Source organism: Cryobacterium sp. AP27 (genome assembly GCF_056680495.1).
Window position 1 is genome coordinate 1,322,283 of record NZ_CM155285.1, and the last position, 20,780, is coordinate 1,343,062.

23 protein-coding genes and 1 tRNA gene are annotated in these 20,780 nt (G+C 66.5%); 16 read left to right on the top strand and 8 right to left on the bottom strand.

From position 1 onward, the window contains the following. Positions 1 to 113: 113 nt before the first annotated feature. Both AC1MB9_RS06220 and AC1MB9_RS06225 read left to right on the top strand, forming a co-directional pair. A complete protein-coding gene (locus AC1MB9_RS06220) occupies positions 114 to 917 on the top strand; it encodes a TrmH family RNA methyltransferase (RefSeq protein ID WP_479964165.1) in 804 nt (267 codons plus the stop codon). 80 nt (positions 918 to 997) lie between these two features. Further along, positions 998 to 2,230, top strand: coding sequence for a D-alanyl-D-alanine carboxypeptidase family protein (locus AC1MB9_RS06225; protein ID WP_479964166.1), 1,233 nt, complete (start codon positions 998 to 1,000; stop codon positions 2,228 to 2,230). A 104-nt stretch (positions 2,231 to 2,334) separates the two neighbouring features. On the opposite strand, the gene AC1MB9_RS06230 is transcribed toward AC1MB9_RS06225, so the two are convergent. Further along, positions 2,335 to 3,120 carry an SGNH/GDSL hydrolase family protein gene (locus tag AC1MB9_RS06230; protein ID WP_479964167.1) on the bottom strand — a complete coding sequence of 262 codons (786 nt, stop codon included), beginning with the start codon at positions 3,118 to 3,120 and terminating at the stop codon, positions 2,335 to 2,337. A gap of 56 nt (positions 3,121 to 3,176) precedes the next feature. Between AC1MB9_RS06230 and AC1MB9_RS06235 the strand changes: the two genes are divergently transcribed. Further along, on the top strand, positions 3,177 to 4,994 hold the full coding sequence (locus AC1MB9_RS06235) for a DEAD/DEAH box helicase (protein ID WP_479964168.1): 1,818 nt from the start codon (positions 3,177 to 3,179) through the stop codon (positions 4,992 to 4,994). A gap of 39 nt (positions 4,995 to 5,033) precedes the next feature. Here the strand turns inward: AC1MB9_RS06235 and AC1MB9_RS06240 are convergent, their stop codons facing one another. Further along, positions 5,034 to 6,248 (bottom strand): trans-sulfuration enzyme family protein, encoded by a 1,215-nt coding sequence (locus AC1MB9_RS06240; protein WP_479964169.1) that lies wholly within the window; start codon positions 6,246 to 6,248, stop codon positions 5,034 to 5,036. Between the two features lie 107 nt (positions 6,249 to 6,355). On the opposite strand from AC1MB9_RS06240, the gene AC1MB9_RS06245 reads away from it, so the two are divergent. Together AC1MB9_RS06245 and AC1MB9_RS06250 are read left to right on the top strand one after the other, a co-directional pair. Next, positions 6,356 to 6,835, top strand: a complete 480-nt coding sequence (locus tag AC1MB9_RS06245) for an Lrp/AsnC family transcriptional regulator (protein ID WP_035840307.1) — start codon at positions 6,356 to 6,358, stop codon at positions 6,833 to 6,835. A gap of 30 nt (positions 6,836 to 6,865) precedes the next feature. Continuing rightward, positions 6,866 to 7,489, top strand: a complete 624-nt coding sequence (locus AC1MB9_RS06250; protein WP_479964170.1) for a TMEM175 family protein — start codon at positions 6,866 to 6,868, stop codon at positions 7,487 to 7,489. A 39-nt stretch (positions 7,490 to 7,528) separates the two neighbouring features. Here the strand turns inward: AC1MB9_RS06250 and cspE are convergent, their stop codons facing one another. Both cspE and AC1MB9_RS06260 read right to left on the bottom strand, forming a co-directional pair. Continuing rightward, positions 7,529 to 7,732: a transcription antiterminator/RNA stability regulator CspE gene (gene cspE, locus AC1MB9_RS06255; protein ID WP_035840308.1), complete on the bottom strand. Its 204-nt coding sequence runs from the start codon at positions 7,730 to 7,732 to the stop codon at positions 7,529 to 7,531. A 249-nt stretch (positions 7,733 to 7,981) separates the two neighbouring features. Further along, positions 7,982 to 8,818: a DUF3097 domain-containing protein gene (locus AC1MB9_RS06260; RefSeq protein ID WP_479964171.1), complete on the bottom strand. Its 837-nt coding sequence runs from the start codon at positions 8,816 to 8,818 to the stop codon at positions 7,982 to 7,984. A 73-nt stretch (positions 8,819 to 8,891) separates the two neighbouring features. On the opposite strand from AC1MB9_RS06260, the gene AC1MB9_RS06265 reads away from it, so the two are divergent. Next, positions 8,892 to 9,602, top strand: a complete 711-nt coding sequence (locus tag AC1MB9_RS06265) for an SOS response-associated peptidase (protein WP_479964172.1) — start codon at positions 8,892 to 8,894, stop codon at positions 9,600 to 9,602. A gap of 129 nt (positions 9,603 to 9,731) precedes the next feature. Next, positions 9,732 to 9,896: a hypothetical protein gene (locus AC1MB9_RS06270; RefSeq protein WP_479964173.1), complete on the top strand. Its 165-nt coding sequence runs from the start codon at positions 9,732 to 9,734 to the stop codon at positions 9,894 to 9,896. Positions 9,897 to 9,910: 14 nt separating this feature from the next. Here the strand turns inward: AC1MB9_RS06270 and AC1MB9_RS06275 are convergent, their stop codons facing one another. Next, entirely contained in the window at positions 9,911 to 10,564 is a 654-nt protein-coding gene (locus tag AC1MB9_RS06275; protein WP_479964174.1) for a DUF1345 domain-containing protein, read from the bottom strand. Between the two features lie 119 nt (positions 10,565 to 10,683). Between AC1MB9_RS06275 and AC1MB9_RS06280 the strand changes: the two genes are divergently transcribed. Further along, positions 10,684 to 11,634, top strand: a complete 951-nt coding sequence (locus AC1MB9_RS06280; protein WP_479964175.1) for a J domain-containing protein — start codon at positions 10,684 to 10,686, stop codon at positions 11,632 to 11,634. 22 nt (positions 11,635 to 11,656) lie between these two features. On the opposite strand, the gene AC1MB9_RS06285 is transcribed toward AC1MB9_RS06280, so the two are convergent. After that, a complete protein-coding gene (locus AC1MB9_RS06285) occupies positions 11,657 to 12,532 on the bottom strand; it encodes a hypothetical protein (protein ID WP_479964176.1) in 876 nt (291 codons plus the stop codon). An 82-nt stretch (positions 12,533 to 12,614) separates the two neighbouring features. Between AC1MB9_RS06285 and AC1MB9_RS06290 the strand changes: the two genes are divergently transcribed. The 4 genes from AC1MB9_RS06290 to AC1MB9_RS06305 all read left to right on the top strand — a co-directional run bounded on the left by AC1MB9_RS06290 (position 12,615) and on the right by AC1MB9_RS06305 (position 16,109). Beyond that, positions 12,615 to 12,986 (top strand): hypothetical protein, encoded by a 372-nt coding sequence (locus AC1MB9_RS06290; protein ID WP_479964177.1) that lies wholly within the window; start codon positions 12,615 to 12,617, stop codon positions 12,984 to 12,986. Between the two features lie 99 nt (positions 12,987 to 13,085). Next, complete coding sequence (locus AC1MB9_RS06295; protein WP_479964178.1) at positions 13,086 to 14,228, top strand: LolA family protein; 1,143 nt, start codon at positions 13,086 to 13,088, stop codon at positions 14,226 to 14,228. Between the two features lie 68 nt (positions 14,229 to 14,296). After that, positions 14,297 to 15,241, top strand: a complete 945-nt coding sequence (locus AC1MB9_RS06300) for an ABC transporter ATP-binding protein (protein ID WP_479964590.1) — start codon at positions 14,297 to 14,299, stop codon at positions 15,239 to 15,241. After that, positions 15,228 to 16,109, top strand: a complete 882-nt coding sequence (locus tag AC1MB9_RS06305) for an ABC transporter permease (protein WP_479964179.1) — start codon at positions 15,228 to 15,230, stop codon at positions 16,107 to 16,109. The genes AC1MB9_RS06300 and AC1MB9_RS06305 overlap by 14 nt, the downstream gene beginning before the upstream one ends. A 15-nt stretch (positions 16,110 to 16,124) precedes the next feature. Here the strand turns inward: AC1MB9_RS06305 and AC1MB9_RS06310 are convergent, their stop codons facing one another. Continuing rightward, positions 16,125 to 16,391 (bottom strand): hypothetical protein, encoded by a 267-nt coding sequence (locus AC1MB9_RS06310; protein ID WP_479964180.1) that lies wholly within the window; start codon positions 16,389 to 16,391, stop codon positions 16,125 to 16,127. 139 nt (positions 16,392 to 16,530) lie between these two features. Here AC1MB9_RS06310 and AC1MB9_RS06315 point away from each other — a divergent pair, with 139 nt between their 5' ends. From AC1MB9_RS06315 to AC1MB9_RS06325, 3 genes are all read left to right on the top strand, one after another. Continuing rightward, positions 16,531 to 17,172 (top strand): TetR/AcrR family transcriptional regulator, encoded by a 642-nt coding sequence (locus AC1MB9_RS06315; RefSeq protein ID WP_479964181.1) that lies wholly within the window; start codon positions 16,531 to 16,533, stop codon positions 17,170 to 17,172. Between the two features lie 45 nt (positions 17,173 to 17,217). Continuing rightward, positions 17,218 to 17,754 (top strand): CarD family transcriptional regulator, encoded by a 537-nt coding sequence (locus AC1MB9_RS06320; RefSeq protein ID WP_479964182.1) that lies wholly within the window; start codon positions 17,218 to 17,220, stop codon positions 17,752 to 17,754. A 215-nt stretch (positions 17,755 to 17,969) separates the two neighbouring features. After that, positions 17,970 to 19,121 (top strand): AI-2E family transporter, encoded by a 1,152-nt coding sequence (locus AC1MB9_RS06325; RefSeq protein WP_479964183.1) that lies wholly within the window; start codon positions 17,970 to 17,972, stop codon positions 19,119 to 19,121. Between the two features lie 126 nt (positions 19,122 to 19,247). Here AC1MB9_RS06325 and AC1MB9_RS06330 read toward each other — a convergent pair. Continuing rightward, a tRNA-Leu gene (locus tag AC1MB9_RS06330) sits at positions 19,248 to 19,332 on the bottom strand. Between the two features lie 111 nt (positions 19,333 to 19,443). Between AC1MB9_RS06330 and AC1MB9_RS06335 the strand changes: the two genes are divergently transcribed. Continuing rightward, on the top strand, positions 19,444 to 20,769 hold the full coding sequence (locus AC1MB9_RS06335; RefSeq protein ID WP_479964184.1) for a M20/M25/M40 family metallo-hydrolase: 1,326 nt from the start codon (positions 19,444 to 19,446) through the stop codon (positions 20,767 to 20,769). Positions 20,770 to 20,780 lie beyond the last annotated feature (11 nt).

Below are 20,780 nucleotides of genomic sequence, written 5' to 3' on the forward strand. Positions count from 1 at the left end.
GGAAACCGCAGGCGCGCAATCGGCCACACGTCGATTCTAAACTCGTCTGTTTTCAGTAATGAATGCAGACCTGTCAGGATGAACGTTCTTCTCCCTCGAAAGGTGCTCGTCTCGTGCAGATCATTCCCATCACCGACCTCGATCTGCCCGACCTGAGCGACTACTCCCGCCTCACCGACGTTGCGTTGCGCCGGGTCTCCGAACCCGCCGGCGGCCTCTACATCGCGGAATCTCCCAAGGTGATCGCGCGGGCTCTTGCGGCAGGCCATCGGCCGCGGTCCCTCCTGGTGCAGGAGCAGTGGCTGCCCGACGCGGAGCGGCTGCTGCAGGACTGGCCCGATGTTCCCGTGTACGTGGGGGAGTCTCGGGTGCTGGAGAAGCTCACCGGCTACAACCTGCACCGCGGCGCCCTGGCCGCGATTCATCGCCCCGCGCTCCCGTCGGTGTCGGAGCTCATCGCCGGGGCGCGCCGCATCGTGATTCTCGAAGACATCGTCGACCACACGAACGTCGGCGCGATCTTCCGGTCGGTGGCCGGCCTCGGCGCCGACGCCGTGCTCATCACGCCGCGCTGCGCTGACCCGCTCTACCGGCGCAGCGTGCGCGTGAGCATGGGCACCGTGTTGCAGGTGCCGTGGACGCGACTCCCCGAATGGAGCGAGGCGACTCCGCTGCTGCAGGAGGCCGGCTTCCACCTTGCCGCCCTGGCGCTGAGCGACGAGGCCGTCTCGCTCGATCGCTTCGCCGCCGACGCGCCGGAACGGGTGGCCCTCGTGCTCGGCGCCGAGGGCGACGGTCTCAGCACCCACGCCCTCGCGGCAGCGGACACCGTGGTGACCATTCCCATGCTGCACGGCGTCGATTCGCTCAACGTAGCTTCGGCGAGCGCCGTCGCGCTCTACGCCCTGCGCGTCTGAGCCTCCGGGCGCCGCCGGCGCACAGCAACACACGGGTGCCGCTCGGGCCGGGCTCCGGATCGGCCCGGTACGATTGACGGATGCCACAGAGCCGACGCGTGACCCTTCGTCGGAGGCGCCTCGCCGTCTTCGGAACCCTGCTCGTTGTCCTGCTGGGCATCGGATACCTCGGAGCGACAGGGCTCGCCCCGGTGCCGGCGTCTGCCGCCGAGATCGGCACGCCCACGGATCTGACGCAGCCGCCCACGGAACCGGCCTGGCCCAGCTACGGTCAGGGGGCGATCGGAGCCGTCGGATTCAGCGGCGCCCTCGCGGCCCACGGGGAACAGGCATCCGTTCCGATCGCGAGCATCACGAAGATGGTCACGGCGCTCGTGGTGTTGGACGCCAAGCCGCTCGGTGCCGGCGAGTCCGGGCCTGACATCACGTTCACCGATGCTGATATTGAGCTGTACTACAAGTCACTTGCCGAGAACGGCTCCGTCGCCCCGGTCGTCTCCGGCCTCGTGCTGAGCGAACGCGAGGCCTTCGAGGCCATGCTGCTGCCGTCCGCCAACAACTACGCGGCGTCCCTGGCCGTGTGGGCGTATGGCAGCGAGAGCGCGTACCTCGAGGCCGCCAACTCCTGGCTGGCGGAGAAGGGCCTCACCGACACCGTCGTGGCCGACACGAGCGGCATCTCGTCCAACAGTGTGAGCAGCACGGCGAACCTCGTGGAGCTCGCCAAACTTGTTGCCGGCAACGCGGCACTGACCGAGATCGTGGCCATGCCCAGCGCAGTGCTCCCCACGGTCGGTGCGGTCACGAACACCAACAAGCTCCTCGGCACCGCGGGCGTCGACGGGATCAAGACCGGCACGACCGATGCGGCCGGCGCGTGCCTGCTGTTCTCGACGGACCTCACCGTGGACGGTGAGACCGTCACCCTCGTGGGCGTCGTGCTCGGCGGCAACACGCATGGTGAACTCAACGATGCCATCGCCGCGCTGATCGCGAGCGTCAAGCCCGGTTTCCAGAACGTGGACCTCGCCGTGAAGGGCGATTCCTTCGGCTCGTACACGACCGCGTGGGGGCAGACGGCCGAGGCTGTGGCGGGGGAGGACGCCTCCGTTCTCGTCTGGTCGGACACCCCGATCACCGGCGCGGCCACGGCACGGAGCGTCACGCTCGGCAACGCCGGCGACGAGGTCGGCGACGTGGAATTCACGGTGGGGGACCGGTCGGTCAGCGTGCCACTGGTCCTCGGCGAACCCCTCACCGACCCGGGCGCCGGCTGGCGGTTCAGCCACCCGGGCGAGCTCGCGGCGGGATAGCGGGCCCTGGAGGATCGTCGCCGAAGCCGTCGCCGGCTACCAGGAGACGGCACCGGAACCTGCCGCGGCCTTCGCCCGCCACGACCTCTTCGCGGCGGCCCTGACTACTCCCGCAGCAGGAAGGGTCCGGCAGCCGGGCGTTTGGGCAGCACGTTGTCCCCGGACGACTGGTGCCGCACCCGGCGCAGCACCCACGGCACCAGGTACTCCCTGGCCCAGGCGAGATCCTCCGTGCGGGCCTGGCGCCAGGTGATCTCGCGCATCGGTTCCGGAATCTGCGGCTGCAGGGCGTTCTCCACGTTGAGCGCCGAGAGCACCATCCGAGCCACCGTGTGATGACCCAGCGCATTCAGGTGCAGCCGGTCGGGGGCCCACATTCGCGAATCCTGAATTTCCCGCAGCGACCACATGTCGGCCACGATGCAGTCGTGCCTGGCGGCGACGGCGCGCAGATTCTCGTTGTAAATCGCGACCTTGCCGCGGATACCGCGAAAGACGGGGGAGAAGCCCACGTCGGCGCCGGTGAACAGCACGACGGTCGCCCCGTCGCGGCGGAGCTGTCCCACCGCTTCCTCGCAGCGCGACGCGATCTCGTCCGGGTCGGTGCCCGGCCTGATCACGTCGTTGCCGCCGGCCGAGAACGTGATGAGGTCCGGTCGCAGGGCGAGCGCCGATTCAATCTGCTCGTGGCTGATCTGCCGAATGAGTTTGCCCCGTACCGCCAGGTTCGCGTAGGCAAAATCCTCGGTCCCCGTGCTGAGCACGTCCGCCAGACGGTCGGCCCATCCCCGGTTCCCGCCCGGGGCAGACGGCTCGGGGTCACCGATTCCCTCGGTGAAGGAATCGCCCACGGCGACGTAGCGGGACCACGGATGTTGCGGAGTCGTCATGCTGTCATTGTGCCGTGACATACACGCGGCCGCACAACTTGATATCTTGGGGAGAAGTGAATACTCCATCTGCCTTCGGTCCCGCGCAGGGAACAAGTGCAGCCGAACACTTGTCCCCGTCTTTCCCGGAGAGGGCCGCGTGGGGCACCGCGAGCAAGCTGCGGGCCTGGCAGGCCGAGGCCCTCGAAGCCTATTTCCGGCACGAACCGCGGGATTTCCTCGCCGCGGCCACGCCGGGGGCCGGCAAGACCACGTTCGCGTTGCGCCTCGCCGCCGAACTGCGCTCCCGCCGCACCATCGACCGCATCACGGTCGTCGCCCCGACCGAGCACCTGAAGAACCAGTGGGCGGATGCCGCGGCGCGCGCCGGGATCCGTCTCGACCCGATGTTCAAGAACGCCGACGGCATCTACGGCAGCCACTATCACGGCGTCGTGGTCACCTACGCGCAGGTCGCCGCCCGGGCGGCGCTGCACAAGCGACTCACCGAGTCGAGCCGAACCCTGGTGATCCTGGACGAGATCCACCACGGCGGCGACGCCCTGAGCTGGGGCGACGCCATCCGTGAGGCATTCGGCCCCGCGACACGCCGACTGTCCCTCACCGGAACCCCGTTTCGCTCGGACACCTCGCCGATCCCGTTCGTGAGCTACCTGCCCGACAAGCACGGCATCCGCATGTCGCAGAGCGACTACGCCTACGGCTACGGCCGCGCGCTGGCGGACGGCGTGGTGCGACCGGTGATGTTCATGGTCTACGCCGGACACATGAAGTGGCGCACGCGCGCCGGCGACGAGATGGAAGCCAAGCTCGGCGAAGGCAACACCAAGGACATCACCAGCCAGGCGTGGCGCACCGCGCTCGAGCCGACCGGGCAGTGGATTCCGGCCGTGTTGCGATCGGCGGACCAGCGCCTCACCGCCGTGCGTCAGGGCATCCCGGATGCCGGCGGCCTCGTGATCGCGACCGACCAGACGACGGCGCGGGCCTATGCCGTGATCCTCGAGGAGATCTGCGGGGAGCCGGTGACGATCGTCTTGTCGGACGAGAAGGAATCCAGCGACCGGATCGACGAATTCTCCAAGAACACCCGGCGGTGGATGGTCGCCGTGCGCATGGTGTCCGAAGGCGTCGACGTACCGCGCCTCGCGGTGGGCGTCTATGCCACGAGCGCCGCGACCCCGCTGTACTTCGCCCAGGCGATCGGCCGCTTCGTGCGCGCCCGCCGCCGTGGCGAGACCGCATCGATCTTCCTGCCGAACGTCGCGGGACTGCTCAGCCTCGCCAACGCCATGGAGCTCGAACGCGACCACGCCCTCGACCGCAGCAACCGTGACGACGGCGACGACGGCATGTTCAACCCCGAAGACGCCATGGTCGCCGCCGCCAACAAGGAAGATAAGGCCTCGGACGAGCTCGGCGAAGACGACTTCACCTGGCAGGCACTGGACTCCCAGGCCACGTTCGACATGGTCATGTTCAACGGGGACGAGTTCGGCGAACTCGCCGAACCGGGCACCGATGAGGAGTTCGACTTCATCGGTATCCCGGGCCTGCTCGAACCGGAACAGGTCTCCGAACTGCTGCGGCACCACCAGTCCAGGCAGGCCAAACGCTCCACAGACCGCCGCAAGGACCCGGTAACGGGTGAGGTTGCCCCGGAGGACCCCCCGCCGCTGTATCGCACGCTGAAGGAGCAACGGACCCTGCTCGCGAGCCTCGTGGGCATGTGGTCGAAACTCGCCGAAGAACCTCACGGCATGATCCACGCGGAACTGCGTCGACTCTGCGGTGGACCCGCGGTCGCCCAGGCCAGCGTCACCCAGTTGCAGATGCGCATCGACCTGCTGCGCCGCCGCCTCGGCCGCAGCTAGCGCGGCGGCCGAGGCGGTTCGTGCTGATTCGTGCGGTCGTCAGGCGCCGAGGAGAACGTCCGCCGGCACGGCGTCCGACTCACCGCCGGTCTCGAACGCGCCGAGGATGTCGGCCATAAGGTCATCGACGTGTTCCAGCCCCACCGAGATGCGCACAACGCCGGCGGAAGGGCGTGCAGTCGCCTCGACCGGACGGTGCGTGAGCGACGCCGGGTGCTGCACGAGCGAGTCGACCCCGCCGAGCGACACGGCGTGCGTGATGAGCTGGAGTGCCTCGGCGAACCGCGCCGCGGCGTCGTAGTCGCCGAAGTCCAAGGCAATGAGCGAACCCGCACCGTCGCACTGACGCCCGATCAGCGACTGCGGATCCTGCCCCGGAAGCCCGGGGTAGAGCACCCGGCTCAGCGCGGGGTGGCCGACGAGTCGGCCGGCGATCAGACCGGCAGTCTCCTGCTGGGCGCGCACGCGCACCGGGAGGGTGCGCAGCCCGCGGTGCAGGAGGTAGGCGCTCAGCGGATGCAGCAGTCCTCCGGTGAGGGCTCGCACCTGCCGGAGCCGCACCATCCAGTCCTCCGGGCCCGAAACGGTTCCCCCCATGGCGTCGCCGTGTCCGCCGAGGTACTTTGTGGCACTGTGCAGCACGAGGGTCGCGCCCGATTCGAGTGGCCGCTGCAGCACCGGCGTGGCGAAGGTGTTGTCCACGAGCACCGGTACCGTCCCGGCCGCGTCGACGACCGCGCGGATGTCGGTCAGCTGCAGAGTGGGGTTGGCCGGGGACTCCAGGATGACCAGTCCGGTGTTGGGGCGTATGGCGGCGGCCACACCGTCCTGGTCGGTCCAGGTGATTTCGGTCCCCAGCAGTCCGGTCGCGAGCACATGGTCCGTTCCTCCGTAGATCGGGCGCAGCGCCACGATGTGCGGCTTGCCGGCGGTGACCGTGGCGATGAGGGTGGCCGTGAGGGCAGCCATCCCGGTGGCAAACGCGACCGTGGCCTCCGACCCCTCCAGTGAGGAAAGGGCCTCCTCGAAGCGGGCGACGCCGGGCTGCCACAGTCGCTGGTAGACCGCCGAGTCCCCGGGGCGGAGAGTGCCTCCCGTCGCCAGGTTCTCGTAGGAATCGCCCCCGGATTCGACGCCGAACAGGGCATTCGTGGTGGAGAGATCGATGGCGGGCACGTGGGATCCGCTGTCGGCGACTCCACTCATGCCGGAGTGGACCGCACGGGTTTCGATGTGTGACGACGATGGCAGCATAATTCGACAGAAGCAGATTCTGCCCGCACTCGCAAGTGGCCGTGCAGACTCTGTCACAATTTGGCGCGAATATCGCATAAGCTGCTCGGCAACGAGGGAGCACGCCGATGGAATCGAAGAAGCCAGAACTTGACCGCGTCGACCGTGCACTGCTGCGTGCGCTATCGGTGAACGCGCGAGCATCCGGAGCCGCGCTGGCCGCCGAGATCGGCGTCGCCGAATCCACGGTGTCGCTCAGGCTGCGACGGCTGCAACAGCTCGGGCACATCCGCGGCTACCGGGCGAACATCGACCTCGCGGCGCTTGGCGCATCCCTGCAGGCGCTCATCTCCGTACGGCTGGCCAAGCACGCCCGCGTCCAGATCGATGACTTCCGCGACGCAGCGCCGCACTGGCCCGGTGTCATTGGGCTCTTCCACACCGCGGGAGCAGACGACTACCTGCTGCACGTCGCGGCGGCGGATGCGTCCGACCTGCGTGACTTCGTGCTGGAACACCTCGCCGAACATCCGGCCGTGGCGCACACAGAGACCAACCTCATCTTTGAGTACGTCGACGGCGACGGCTGGCAGGACCTGGTCAAGTAGTTCTACGATGCTCTGAGAAAGGGGCATCGCATGAGCACCACCAGACTGGAAGCGTTCAGCGACGGCGTGCTCGCCATCATCATCACGATCATGGTTCTGGAACTCCGAATGCCGGAAGACCCGAGCTGGCGGGGGCTGCTCTCGGTGGTTCCCACCCTGCTGAGCTACCTGCTGAGCTTTCTCTACGTCGGTATCTACTGGAACAACCACCATCACCTGATCCAGCTCGCGGCGACCGTGAACGGCGCAATCCTGTGGGCCAACCTGCACCTGCTGTTCTGGCTGTCGCTGATTCCGTTCACCACGCGCTGGTCAGACGAGTCGCATCTCTCGCAGGTGCCGGTCATGGTCTACGGCATCAACCTGCTCCTGGCGTCGCTGGCCTTCTACATGCTGCAGCTTTCGATCAGGCGCAATCAGGGGAGGGACGGGCCGCTCGCCCGGGCTCTGGGACGAGACTGGAAGGGCAGGGGATCGCCGTTCATCTACGTCGTCGGCATCGCGCTGGCAATCGTGGACCCGCTGCTGGGCGTGGCCACGTTCAGCGTTGTCGCGCTCATCTGGCTGGTACCGGACCGGCGCCTGGAACGATTTGTGGCCGGGAGCCACTCCGGGCAGGCGACCGCACCGGCAACCGACCCGTTAACGAAGTAACGCCCCCGCCACAAGGGCGAGGGCGTTACTGAGCTCTATTTAGAGGGCGCGAATGTTCTCGGCCTGGGGACCCTTGGGGCCCTGGGTTACCTCGAACTCGACCTTCTGGTTCTCATCGAGGGACTTGTAGCCATTCGACGCGATCGCGGAGTAGTGCGCGAAAACATCGGCGCTTCCGTCGTCGGGTGCGATAAAGCCGAAGCCCTTTTCAGCGTTGAACCATTTTACGGTACCTGTTGCCATTTGTAAAACTCCTCCAGGAGTGTTAGACCGACCCCGACTGTCGGGGCCGTTCGTCGCGGTATTCGTCGTCCGCTTCCGAAAGGAATGTGGCGCATCAACCGAGGTCGATACGTTTAAGACGTGCAAGCACTACAACTTCAGAACCCACACTAGCCCACATGTGGCGGTGACGCTAAATCCTGCCGCCTTTTGCCACAAAACTCGTGGTCTTCTCGACATGAGGGTTCGCCCGGATGCCCACCCGCGCGGTCAATCCGCGGTGACGAAATCAATCAGGTGCTCGACACGACCCAGAAGATCTGGTTCGAGGTCGGCGTAGGTGCGCACCTGCCCGAGGATGCGCTGCCAGGCCCTCGCGATGTCGGCCTGTTCCTCGTGCGGCCAGCCGAGAGCGGCGCAGATACCGTGCTTCCATTCGATGCTGCGTGGCACCTGGGGCCATTCGGCCAGGCCCACCCGTGCGGGCTTCACGGCCTGCCACACATCGATGTACGGATGCCCGACCACGAGAACGGACTCGGCGTGCGGACCGCGGGCGACCGCCTCCGCGATGCGGCTTTCCTTCGACCGGGGGACCAGGTGATCAACCAGCACCCCCACCCTGCGTGTCGGGCCGGGGCCGAACTCCGCCAGAATCTCCTCGAGGTGATCGATGCCTTCGAGGTATTCCACGACAACGCCTTCGATGCGCAGGTCAGCGCCCCACACCTTTTCCACAAGCTCCGCATCGTTGCGGCCCTCAACGAAGATGCGGCTGGCCCGGGCGACGCGCGCGGGCGCATCGGCCACGGCCATCGAACCCGATGCCGTTCGGGCACGGCCGACCGCGGACGTCATGGTGGGGGGCACGAGCACCACGGGCTTGCCTTCGAGCAGAAACCCGCTGCCGAGCGGAAACAGGCGGAGCTTGCCGTGCCGGTCTTCGAGCGTGACGATCCTTTTCTCCACGCGGATGACCGCCCCGCAGAACCCGGTCGCGACCTCTTCGATGACGAGGTCTCTGGTGGCTTCCTGGGTAGGGATGATGATGCGGCCGGCTTTCTGCCAGCCGGGGGAGAGTACGTCTGCGCTGTATCGGTCGTCCATAGGATTGACGCTAGCTCACCCGCGTCGTGGGGTCCCGGACGCCACGACGGTGCAGGGGAGTAATCTGGTGTGTATGTGTGGTCGATACATCATTACCGATACGGCAGCGGATCTCGCCGCCATGTTCGACGTGGAGCACGAGGGGGCGAATCTGCCGGAGCCCTCGTGGAACATCAAGCCGACGGACCAGATTCCGATCGTGCTGGAGTCCGCAAAACAAGAACCCGCGGTGCGCCGCCTCGAGTCGGCGCGCTGGTCGTTGATCCCGTCCTTCGCGACCGACCCCAAATCCACGTTTCCCACCTTCAATGCACGCTCGGAGTCAGCGGCCGAGAAGCCGACGTTCAAGAAATCCGTCGAGGCGCGTCGTGCGCTCATCCCGGCGACGGGATACTACGAATGGCACACCGAAGGCAGCAGGAAGACCCCGTATTTCGTGCAGTCCGATGACGGACTCCCGCTGGCGTTCGCCGGACTCTACTCGTGGTGGCGCAACCCCGCGCTGGCCGAAGACGACCCGGCGCGGTGGGTGCTCTCGGCGACCATTCTCACGGCCGACGCGCAGGGGCCGCTCGCCGCGATCCATGACCGGATACCCGTGGCGCTTCCCGACGAGGCCTGGGACCAGTGGCTGGATCCGCACACCCGGGGCGACCAGGGTTTCGTGGACGCCGCCGTTGCCGCGTCTCGTGACCTCGCCGAAACGCTGCGCTTCTACGAGGTCGCACCCCTGGTGGGGAACGGGCCCGAACTCATCGAGCCTGTCAGGGGTGATTCGGTCTAGGTCGCGGCCATCCGGGGCGGTATTCTGCTCTCCCGGCCGCGTTTGGTTAAGCTTAATCCATCGGGGCCGGTACGCTCAAGGGAGGCGTCCGGAGATTTTGCGCGGGCGCCACGTCGAGAGGATCACACCATGAACATCGTCCCCTTTATCATCGCGTTTGCGATTTTCATCCTGGGCATGTTCCTTTTCGGCCTCGCCTTCTCGGTCACGGTCTTCCAGGGCGCGATTTTCATTGCCGGAATCCTCGCGATTTCGCTGTCTCTCGCCATCCCGTTCCACTTGCTGCGCAACTGACGTCCCGCTGGGGCCTAGGGCAACAGCCCGGCCACCAGATTGATCAGGGCGGCGAGAATTCCCGCCCCGAAGGGGAAGGCCAGCAGCGCGTGACGCAGAGCGGCCATCCGAATGCGATGGCTGCGGATGCTCGTGTCTGACACCTGGTAGGTCATGCCGATGGTGAACGCAAGATACGCGAAGTCACCGTACGTGGGCGGTTCGGTCTGGTTGAAATCGACGCCGCCGTCATCGCCCCGGTAGTAAAGCGACGCATAGCGCAACGTGAAGAGCGTGTGGATGAGCACCCAGGACAGCGCAACGCTCGCGACGGTGGTCGCGGCCAGGGCACCCCGTGCGCCCGATGAGGTGCTCTCGGCGGCCGAGAGGAGAAAGACGATGGAGCCCAGGCTCACGACGCTCGCCAGCAGTACGAGCAACTCGGATGCCCGTCGAGACGGGTCTTCCCGGGTGGCATGAGCGGCCGTTCCGCTGGCGTCGAGCCGCCCGACTGCGAGCCAAACCCACCCGATATACGTCACGCACGCGGCTGCCCAGCCCGCAATGAGTGCCACGGCCCATGCTCCCTGAACGGCCGGAACAAGGGCAGCGAGAGCGCCGACGACGCCCATCACGACCAGCCGGGTGCTGGAGCGGTGCAGCGGACGCACAATAGCCGGATTCTTCACTCGCTGATCGTCGCACATTCCGGCGCGGAGGCTGCGTGTTCGGCGGTATTCCAGCCAATCGCGGTATGTTGTCCAATTGACCCACAGATTGTCTGATCGCAGGAAAGGTACATCCCCGGATGCACGAGAGCCCCGCCGCGTCCACCCCGTACGAAGTCCTGGGAGTCGCTCCCTCGGCGACCGATGACGCCCTGCGCCGCGCATACCGATTGCAGCTGCGGAGGACTCACCCGGACGTCGGTGGCAGCGCCGCGCAGTTCCACGCGGTGCAGGCCGCGTGGGAACGCATCGGCAGTCCCGAGAGCCGCGCCGCGTATGACCGCACGCGTATCGGCGATCCGGAGCCTGCGATGCCGGCCGATCCGTTCCGAACGTCCGCGACACCGGGTTCATCGGCGTCGAGCCGCGCCTCGAATACCGGTCTCAAGACACGCATGCACGGGCACCCGGGCGGACGCGTGCGCCAGCAGTATCTGAACCTCATTCGGGAGTGGGCCGGTCGGGGAACGGTCATCGACGATCCGTACGCGCCGTCGCTCGTGCGATCCGCTCCCCGAGGCATCCGGCACACGCTGGCGAAGGCGCTGGCCGAGGAAGCGACGGCGCAACTGGTTTCCGGCCTCGGAATCGGTTTCACCGCCTGGCATGACGTCGATGTCGGCAACGGGAGCGGCAAGCTCGATCACGTTGTGCTGGGCCCGGCCGGTCTGTTCGCCGTGTTGTCTGAGGACTGGGGCGGCGCGGTGCAGTTGCGTCGCGGTGAGCTCGCCGGCGACGAGATCACCGTCGGCGACGACCCGCTGCGCAGCCTGCAGGTCAATGCGAAGGCGTTCACCCGGCAGGTGCGGGTGCGATTCACCGGCCTGATCGTCGTGCTCCCCGACAACGCACTCGACGCCCCGCTGACCGTCCCGAAGCGCGGACGTCACCCCATGGTGATCGTCATCCCACGCTCGCGCCTCAACGGGCTGCTCCGCGATGGGTTTCCCGGCATGGACCGCGGAAGCTTTGAGAAGGTGTTCGAGCTTCGCAGCACCCTGCAGAACGGGATCCGCTTCGTGACGACCTAAGGCGTCGCACCCGCCCAGGGGGTTAGCGCAGGCCGAGCCTGGCGACCCAGTAGTCCAGGAAGCTCGCGCCCGCCTCGTCGTGGATCTGCTCGCCCATCACGATGATCGGATAGGGGCGTTCGAGCATGCCGTCGAGGGGGCGAACGTCCACATGCGCCACGTCGTAGCCCTCTTCGTGCAGATGGTCGGCCATCAGGTAGTCGCTTCGAGAATCGCCGACCGAGCGCCACAGGTGGGGGAGAGGTCCGCCTTCTGCGAAGAACGCCAGCGCCCGTTTCGCCGCATGGTTCTTGTCAAGTTTCACGGACTCGATGTCCGTGGAGATGATCGTCGCATCGAGCCGGTACGGCGCCGCGCCCGAGGCATCGACGGAGACCCGGTCGTCGAAGGACACGCCGAGTCCGTGCCGCACCAAAACGGAGAAGGCCGCCTCGTTGAAGGCCGGCTGCCGGGCCTTGAACGCCGAGCCGTCGACATCCGTTCGCTGTTCCACGGACACCATCGCCTGCTTGGTCTCATCGAAGAACATCGTGTCCGCAAAGTCGTCATGCACCAATTGCCGCAGCTCATCGACCACCGCGACGGGCAGCGCCACGCTCGCGTCGACAACAACGTCGCCCATGCCGTCACCGCCGATGGGGAACCAGACGGCGCCCTTCTCGCAGACGCCGTACATTCGAAACCTCGTCGGCAGGCCCTCCTCGAGCAGCGGGGCGACGACCTGTTCCCGAATGAAGGCGGCGGAACGGCCGGTGATGAACGCGATCGGCACGTTGGCGGCGGCGAGGGCGATCAAATCGGTCAGGATGCTCGGGGTCGCTATGGTTCGCGTGACCGGGCTGGCGATAGGGCCGTCGACATCGAGCAACAGTCCGAGCGGTGAGGAAGAATTTGGCATGGTTCAGTATTCCATGACCCGCACATCGCCGCGAGGGCGTGCGGGGATGCCGGGCGCGCGTGCACCGCGTATTCTTGACCTGATGATTACGAGACGAGAAGTCGCCCTGCGCCTGGACATCCCGCTGGAAATGGCGGTGCGTCACGGCATCCCCACGCGCATGGGCGAAGCGCAACTGGCCAGGCTCGAAGAAGACCCTCCCGCCTGGCTGCTGCAGTCACGGGCCAACCGCACCGGGAAGAAGCCGGTCTGGGTGCAGCTCACCTGCGACGTGTGTGGGTTCACCGAGGCCGTTCGCCCGAAGAAATGGTGGCCCGTGTTCACGTATATCAGTTGCGCACACCACGGCTTTGATGAGATTCCGGAACCGGCGGCCGGACTGGGACGCACGGAGTGCGACGGGATCGGCAGTCAGTTCATCGGCATCTCAGACGCCGCGCCGAACGGCTCCTAGGCCCGCGCGTTCCGAGACTTTGACGGTACGACCGGGACAATTCCCAGCCTGTCGGCGTAAGATCACGGTCATGAGTCCTCGTGAGATGGGTCGATGATCATGCCGAACAAAGCGCTCAAATGGCTGCCGGCCGTGGTGGTGCCCGCCGTGATTGCGGTGGGGGTGATCACGGTGCCGCTGCAGGCCGGTGCCGCCGTCGACCTCCCCGACAAGACACCGAAGCAGGTGTTGCTCATGGTGAGCGACAGCACCGTGAGGTCGTTCTCCGGCACGATTGAGCAGTCGTCCGACATCGGCCTGCCCGACGTGGACCTCGGCGCAACGATGTCCTCCTCATCCGAGGCTCCCGCCGGGCCCGCGACAGATCCCTCGGCGCAGGCCGTCACCGCCGCGCTCGAGCTGTTGACCGGGTCACACACGGCGCGGGTGTACGCGCACGGCCCGGGCAACGTGCGCGTGCAGGTTCTGGACCGGTTCGCGGAGCGAAATCTGATCAGCAACGGCACCGACGCCTGGTACTACGAGTCCCAGACGAACGCCGTCACCCACGTCGCCATTCCCACGCCGGACGATGCCACGGCCCGAGACAAGGCGGCGGCCCTGAAGCGGTTCGCCCCCGGGGGCCTGAGCAGTCCGGCCGAGGTCGCGGATCGCTTCCTGAGCGCCGTAGACCCGAGCACGACCGTCTCCGTCGGCAGCGACGGCACAGTCGCCGGGCGCAGCGTGTACGACCTGATCCTCACGCCCGCATCCACCGAGACCCTCGTGCAGTCGATTTCGATTGCCGTCGACGCCGAAACCGGTGTGCCGTTGCGGGTCACGGTGCGAGCCACGGGGCAGACCGATCCCGCGTTCGAGGTGGGCTTCACGACGGTCGATTTCAGCGCCCCGTCCGCCGACCTCTTCACCTTCACGCCGCCGGCCAACGCCACGGTGACCGAACAGAGCCTTCCGGTCGCCGGGCACTCCGGTCGCATGACCGCGGGGGACGGCCCGGCGTCGTCGCCCGGCGAAGGTCCCGTCGTCACGGGCAGCGGGTGGGACGCGGTCGTGGAACTGAACCCGGCATCTGTTCCGGAGGAACTCACCGCCTCGCCGCTGTTCACCCAGTTCACCACACGCGTGGCGGGAGGTCGGGCGCTCTCCACATCGCTTCTCAACGTGCTGGTGACCACCGACGGTCGGATGCTGGCGGGCTCCGTGTCACTCGAGCGGCTGCAGGCCGTCGCAACCGCTCCGTGACGAACGTCGGGTCAGCCCAGGGCACGGCTCCGGCGAGTACCGACGACGCGTCCGCCTCCGATCCGGCGATCGCCACCCGCGGCCTCACAAAACGCTTCGGGCGTCAGACGGCGGTCAACGGCATCGACCTCACGGTGCCGCGCGGGGCCGTGTTCGGCTTTCTCGGCCCCAACGGTTCGGGAAAAACCACGAGCATCCGTATGCTGCTGGGCCTGACCGCCGCGACGAGTGGCGAGATGACCGTGCTCGGCGAGCCGATGCCCGGGCACCTGCGAGGGGTGCTTCCGCGGGTCGGAGCTCTCGTGGAAGGCCCCGCCTTCTACCCGTTTCTGTCGGGCACGGCCAACCTCCACCGACTCGACACCGCGGACCGGAATGCGGCGGCCGCTACCCGAGCCGGCCGGGTGGCCCTGGCGCTCGAACGGGTGGGTCTCGGCCACGCGGCCGATAAGAAGGTGCACGCGTATTCGCTCGGAATGAAGCAGCGGCTCGGCATCGCCAATGCGCTCCTGCGGCCCCGAGAATTGCTCGTGCTCGACGAACCCACCAACGGGCTTGACCCACAGGGAACCCGGGAGGTGCGCAGTCTGATCCGTTCGCTCGCCGCGGAAGGAACCACCGTCTTCGTGTCGAGCCATCTGCTCGCCGAAGTCGAGCAGATGTGCACCCACGCGGCCGTGATGAGCGCAGGGACCCTGGTGGCGCAGGGCACGCTCGCCGACCTCGGCCGGGGGAGCGAACCCCGGGTCCGGATCACCACACCCGACGTCGACTCTGCCGTCCGCGTGCTCGCCGAGCTGGGTCTCCTGCCCGAGCCCCTGAGCAGTCGGGACGCAGCACGGGGGGATGCCTCGGTCACGGCGGCATGTCCCGCCGATCAGCCGCCCGCGGAAGCCATCGTGACGGCGCTGGTGGCGGCAGGCGTTCGCATTCGCGGATTCGTGCTTGAGGAACCCAGCCTCGAAGAGCGGTTTGTCGCGCTGACCGGAGAAGGCTTCGATGTCGTCCAATAGCCCGGAACCCGCCGGCCCTGTGACAGAGAGCCCCGCCCCTCGGCGGGCGTCGGCCGGGTGGGACCTGCTCGGCTCCGAGCTGTCCGTGTTGTTCCGCCGACGTCGAACCTGGGCCATGCTCGTCGCGGTCGCGTTGATCCCGATACTGCTCGCGGTTGCCGTCCGGCTGTCCTCCAACGATCTCTCACCCGGGGAAGGCCCGCCCTTTCTTGACCGGGTCACGCAGAACGGGTTGTTCGTCGGGTTCACGGCCATGGTCGTGGCGATTCCGCTATTTCTGCCGCTGACCGTCGGCGTCGTCGCCGGCGACACGATCGCGGGCGAGGCCGGCCTTGGCACGCTCCGCTATCTGCTCGTCGCCCCCGCCGGCCGGGTGCGGCTACTGCTGGTGAAGTACCTCGGCGCCGCGGCCTTCTGCCTCGTCGCCACCCTGACGCTCACCGTGACCGGGGCGCTGATCGGTGCGGTGCTCTTCCCGGTGGGACCCGTCACCCTGCTGTCCGGCGACACGATCTCGGTGCCGGAGTCGCTGCTGCGGTCGGCGCTGATCGCGGCCTACGTGACGGTTTCCCTGCTGGGGCTGGCCGCGATCGGACTGTTCATCTCCACGCTGACCGACGTGCCAGTGGGAGCAATGGCAGCGACGGTCGTCGTGTCCGTGGTCGCGCAGATTCTCGACGTGCTCCCGCAGCTGGCGTGGCTGCACCCGTGGCTGTTCAGCCACTATTGGCTGGGTTTCGGCGATCTGTTGCGCCAACCCCTCGACCTGTCGTCGTTCGCCTCGAATGCGCTGCTGCAGGGCGGGTACGTGCTCGTCTTCGGGGCACTGGCCTACGGTCGGTTCACGACCAAGGACATCCTCTCCTGATCGGGACCGCGGGACTTACCTCGTCATTCCTGGGTGGACGGCCACGAACTGGATACCCTTCATTCGCTGCACGGTCACGGCCGGGCCGCGTGAAAAGCCCTTGGCGTCGAGTCGATTCCGGGCGCGGTAGTCGGCGACGGCCCTGTCAAAGATCGCGTTGAGCGCGGCACCGGTGAACTCCTCGGGCACGCCGGAGGTAAAGGTGACGGTGATGCTCGCGCCCGCCGGAAAGTGCCTGTTCATGCGGATGAAACCGTCGGTGTCCTGCTGAAGCGTGATCATGTCGTGTCCTCGTCGTGAGTGAAGATTCCAGTCTCGCGCATTTTCCGGCGTTGTCGAGCAGGTGCGCGGGCGAGCCGATCCGGATCTCGAGCTCACAGGTGTTCTCCGACACGTGTCCGAGAAGTGGTATGATAGTCGAATGACGGTAGCGAATGGTTCCGAGGTACAGGAGCCGGAAACTCGCTGGTCAACGCATGATCCTCGCGCCGAACGTACGCGTCAGCTTATTTTCACCGCGACGCGATCGCTGATGGCCGACCCGACGGCATCCGTTTCCGTGGCGGATATCGTTCGAACGGCCGGAATCAGCCGCAGCTCGTTCTATGCCCACTTCGCGAGCCTCGACATCCTGGCCGCGGAGTTGCTGCGCGTGCAGTTCGCTCAGATCAGCGCCGCCGGACTGAACCTGCGCGGAGACGACCCGTCCGAGGGGCGAAGCGCGGCGCGACTCGGTTACGCCAGGCTCGTCGGGCACATGCTCGAGAATTTTCCCCTGTACTCCAGCGTGGCCGAACTGCCGCTGACGCGCAGCGCCTTTGACCAGATCGTCGACGCGTACGCCAGCCGCATGCTCCAGTCGGTCTTCGAGGGCGAGGTTGTGCCGCCCCAGGTAGACGCGGAGCTCGTGACGACCTATGTGGCCGGCGGGGCCCTCACACTGATCAGCGCCTGGATGCGGGGTCATATTGACGTGTCAGACGACGAGCTCGTCGACCAACTCGTGACCCTCCTGCCCGAATGGCTGATCGACTCCCCACCCCGTGAACTCCAGACACATTGACCTCTGCAGAATGCTCAATCCAATTGAAGACAAGGCGTATTCCCTATGAACATTGAAATCGGCGAAACACTCGTTTACCCGCACCATGGTGCGGTCACGATCACGGCACTCACCTCGCGCACCGTGAAGGGCGAAGAGAAGCAGTTCATGACCCTCAACGTGCACACGAGCGCGCTCACAATCCAGCTGCCGGTCGACAACGTCGAACTCGTCGGAGTGCGCGACGTGATTGACGCCGAGGGCGTGCAGGCCGTGTACGCCGTGCTGCAGAACCCGTTCACGGAAGAGCCCGGCAACTGGTCTCGTCGCTACAAGTCCAACCAGGAGAAGATGGCCAGCGGCAGCGTGTACCGCGTGAGCGAGGTCGTTCGCGACCTGTGGCGCCGCGATCAGGACAAGGGCGTCTCCGCCGGCGAGAAGCGCATGCTCGAAAAGGCCCGCCAGATCCTTGTCTCGGAGCTCGCCCTCGCGCAGGGCCTGACCGACCAGGAGGCGAGCGATCTGCTGCTCCAGGAGATCCTCACGGTCGGACCCGCCGAGGTCGCTGCCCCCGCCGAGGAGGAAGCCGTCGTCGCCGTCTGATCCAACCTGATTCGCCGCGGAACTGATCCACCCCGGATCTGACTCGCCGCGGAGCCGACCGTACGCACAGGGCCGCCAGAAGTTCTTCCGGCGGCCCTTTTGCGCGCCCGCCGCGGGGGATCCGACGTGTTCTCGCCCCGTGCGCAGGAAATCCACTATGCTCTCCGCAGCGGAGACCGGGCTCGTTCCGTGGCACCGAGAAGGGGATGTACGCCGTGATTTCCAGGAGACGACGCCGACGTGATGACAACGGCTCGACGAGTCGAGCCACCGCCCCCGTCACCGCGAGTCCGGACGTTCAGCTGACCCAACAGGGCCCCGTGCGCTATGCCCGCATCCATGCGTTCAAGATCGGGTTCGTCGGTGGCATAGGGGTGCTCCTCGCCCTGGTGCTCGGGGGAGTCGTCGCCCAGCTCGGCACCGTTCTGATCTACATCGGCATCGCCCTCTTCCTCGCGCTCGGGCTGGATCCGCTCGTCTCCTGGATCTCGAAGCATATGAAGCGCGGACTCGCCATCGCCATTGTGTTCGGTGCCGTCCTGTTGGTCTTCGCCGGGCTGCTCGTCACGATCGTGCCCGTCGTGGTCGCGCAGGCCACAGCCTTCATCACGCATTTGCCGGAGACCGTCGCGAACCTCTCGCAGGCGGACTGGGTCGACACCTTCGACCGGCAGTTCGGCGAATTCGTCAATATCGATGAGTTGGTGCAAAGCGCCCAAGACCTGCTGAACGCCGAGAATCTGGCCACGCTCGGAGGCGGACTGCTCGCGGTCGGTGCCGGCATCGCCAGCGGTCTCACCGGCGGAGTGATCGTGCTGATCCTCACCCTGTATTTTCTCGCGTCCCTGTCTTCCATCAAGGGGCTCGTCTACCGTTTCGTTCCGAAGAGCAGACGGGACACGTTCATTGAGATTTCCGAGCAGATCGTGCACGCCGTCGGGCGCTATGTCGTCGGACAAGTGTCGCTCGCGGCGGTCAACGGCGTGCTGAGCCTCATCTTTCTCAGCATCATCGGCGCTCCGCTCCCGCGACTGCTCGCGTTCATCGCTTTCCTACTGTCGTTGATTCCGTTGGTGGGCACGTTGACGGGGTCGTTCATCATCGTCCTCGCGTGCCTGCTCGCATCGCCGCTCACGGGACTGGTGGCGGCGCTCTACTACCTCACCTACATGCAGGTCGAGGCATATGTGCTGAGTCCACGCATCATGAATCGCGCCGTCGCGGTTCCGGGATCGATCGTCGTCATCGGCGCGGTCGCCGGCGGCACCATTGGCGGCGTACTGGGCGCGTTGGTGGCGATTCCACTCGCCGCCTCGGCCATCATCATCATCCAGAAAGTCATCTTTCCGAATCAGGACCAAAAATAGCCGGTTCCGTTGACCACCTATTCCAAGGCGCTCCGCGACGGTTAACGAGATAAGGCCGGATCCTAAGATCCGGCCTTATGAACTGTCTCAACCAGTCCTCGTTGATCGCTTCAGGAGCAATCAATGTGTCCGAGATGGGACTTGAACCCACACGCCCTTAACGGGCACTGGCACCTCAAGCCAGCGCGTCTACCAATTCCGCCACCCGGACTGGGTGATCCGGCCTCCGTGTAAAACCGGCTGCCGAGGTAATAACTTAGCACGGATTATGGAGCGTGTTTCACGCGCGCCGCTATTGTGGCGATGCCGGTAGCGTGAGGGCATGGCCCCCACTGTTCCAGACCACCCCACCGACAGCGACCTTGACCTCACAGCACGCCTTGCGCGCGACCTGATTCGCTTCGACACGACGAACTATGGCGAGGGTCGATCCAACGGCGAAACGGAGGCCGCCGAGTACGTGGCGGCCCATCTGACCGGCCTCGGCCTCACGCCGCAACTCTTTGATTCCGAACCGGGACGCACGAGCGTTGTCGCTCGCGTCCGCGGCCGGGACAGCAGCCGAAGCGCACTCGTGGTTCACGGTCACCTCGATGTGGTTCCCGCCGATGCGGCGAACTGGTCCGTGGACCCGTTCGGCGGTGTCATCAAGGACGGGTTGCTCTGGGGTCGCGGCGCCGTCGACATGAAGAACATGGATGCGATGATCCTCGCGTCCCTCACCGACATCATCGGCTCGGGCGGCGTCCCGGAGCGAGACCTCGTGATTGCCTTCTTCGCCGACGAAGAGGCCGGGGGAGTGCTGGGCTCCGGATACCTCGCCAGGACGCGCCCCGAGCTCTTCACAGGCGCCACGGAGGCCATCAGCGAAGTCGGCGGTTATTCGATCACCCTCGCCGGAAAACGCGCGTACCTGCTGCAGACAGGGGAGAAGGCACTCATCTGGGTCAAGCTCGTCGCAACGGGCAGTGCCGGCCACGGCTCCCGCGTGCACCACGACAACGCCATCACCCGCCTCGCCGAGGCCGTCGCGAAGGTCGGCCGACACACGTGGCCGATTCGGCTCACCGAGACGACGACGCAGCTTCTGGTAGAGGTGGCGCGTATTCTCGACGTCGACCCGCAGCAGGTGGGCCCCGACGAACTCGCCCTGGCCACCGGCACGGCCTCCGGCTTCATCCAGGCGAGCCTGCGCACCACGACCAACCCCACGGGCCTCACCGCCGGGTACAAGCACAACGTGATTCCCGACACGGCGGAGGCGCTCATCGACATTCGGTCGCTCCCCGGTGAGGAGGACGCCGTGCTCGCCGAGATCGCGGAGATCGTGGGACCGGACATCCAGATCGTCACGATGCACCGTGACATCGGCATGGAAACCGAATTCGGCGGCCCGCTCGTGGAAGCCGTCGTGGACACCCTCGGGCGACACGACCCCGGCGCACCCGTGCTGCCGTATCTGTTGTCGGCCGGGACCGACAACAAGGCGCTGAGCACCCTCGGGATCAAGGGCTACGGCTTCGCCCCGCTCAAGCTCCCGGCGGACCTGGATTTCCCCGCCATGTTCCACGGCGTGGATGAACGCGTTCCGCTTGACGCATTAGTGTTTGGCAGGCGGGTTCTGACGGACCTGCTCTCGAGCTACTAATCAGCGCTCGA

Coding starts and splice junctions, on each gene's coding strand:
- AC1MB9_RS06320 (WP_479964182.1), top strand. CDS start 17,218: ATGAACATTGAAATCGGCGAAACACTCGTTTACCCGCACCATGGTGCG.
- AC1MB9_RS06265 (WP_479964172.1), top strand. CDS start 8,892: ATGTGTGGTCGATACATCATTACCGATACGGCAGCGGATCTCGCCGCC.
- AC1MB9_RS06290 (WP_479964177.1), top strand. CDS start 12,615: ATGATTACGAGACGAGAAGTCGCCCTGCGCCTGGACATCCCGCTGGAA.
- AC1MB9_RS06250 (WP_479964170.1), top strand. CDS start 6,866: ATGAGCACCACCAGACTGGAAGCGTTCAGCGACGGCGTGCTCGCCATC.
- AC1MB9_RS06260 (WP_479964171.1), bottom strand. CDS start 8,818: ATGGACGACCGATACAGCGCAGACGTACTCTCCCCCGGCTGGCAGAAA.
- AC1MB9_RS06310 (WP_479964180.1), bottom strand. CDS start 16,391: ATGATCACGCTTCAGCAGGACACCGACGGTTTCATCCGCATGAACAGG.
- AC1MB9_RS06225 (WP_479964166.1), top strand. CDS start 998: ATGCCACAGAGCCGACGCGTGACCCTTCGTCGGAGGCGCCTCGCCGTC.
- AC1MB9_RS06305 (WP_479964179.1), top strand. CDS start 15,228: ATGTCGTCCAATAGCCCGGAACCCGCCGGCCCTGTGACAGAGAGCCCC.
- AC1MB9_RS06285 (WP_479964176.1), bottom strand. CDS start 12,532: ATGCCAAATTCTTCCTCACCGCTCGGACTGTTGCTCGATGTCGACGGC.
- AC1MB9_RS06315 (WP_479964181.1), top strand. CDS start 16,531: ATGACGGTAGCGAATGGTTCCGAGGTACAGGAGCCGGAAACTCGCTGG.
- AC1MB9_RS06280 (WP_479964175.1), top strand. CDS start 10,684: ATGCACGAGAGCCCCGCCGCGTCCACCCCGTACGAAGTCCTGGGAGTC.
- AC1MB9_RS06240 (WP_479964169.1), bottom strand. CDS start 6,248: ATGCTGCCATCGTCGTCACACATCGAAACCCGTGCGGTCCACTCCGGC.
- AC1MB9_RS06270 (WP_479964173.1), top strand. CDS start 9,732: ATGAACATCGTCCCCTTTATCATCGCGTTTGCGATTTTCATCCTGGGC.
- AC1MB9_RS06295 (WP_479964178.1), top strand. CDS start 13,086: ATGCCGAACAAAGCGCTCAAATGGCTGCCGGCCGTGGTGGTGCCCGCC.
- AC1MB9_RS06335 (WP_479964184.1), top strand. CDS start 19,444: ATGGCCCCCACTGTTCCAGACCACCCCACCGACAGCGACCTTGACCTC.
- AC1MB9_RS06230 (WP_479964167.1), bottom strand. CDS start 3,120: ATGACGACTCCGCAACATCCGTGGTCCCGCTACGTCGCCGTGGGCGAT.
- AC1MB9_RS06245 (WP_035840307.1), top strand. CDS start 6,356: ATGGAATCGAAGAAGCCAGAACTTGACCGCGTCGACCGTGCACTGCTG.
- cspE (WP_035840308.1), bottom strand. CDS start 7,732: ATGGCAACAGGTACCGTAAAATGGTTCAACGCTGAAAAGGGCTTCGGC.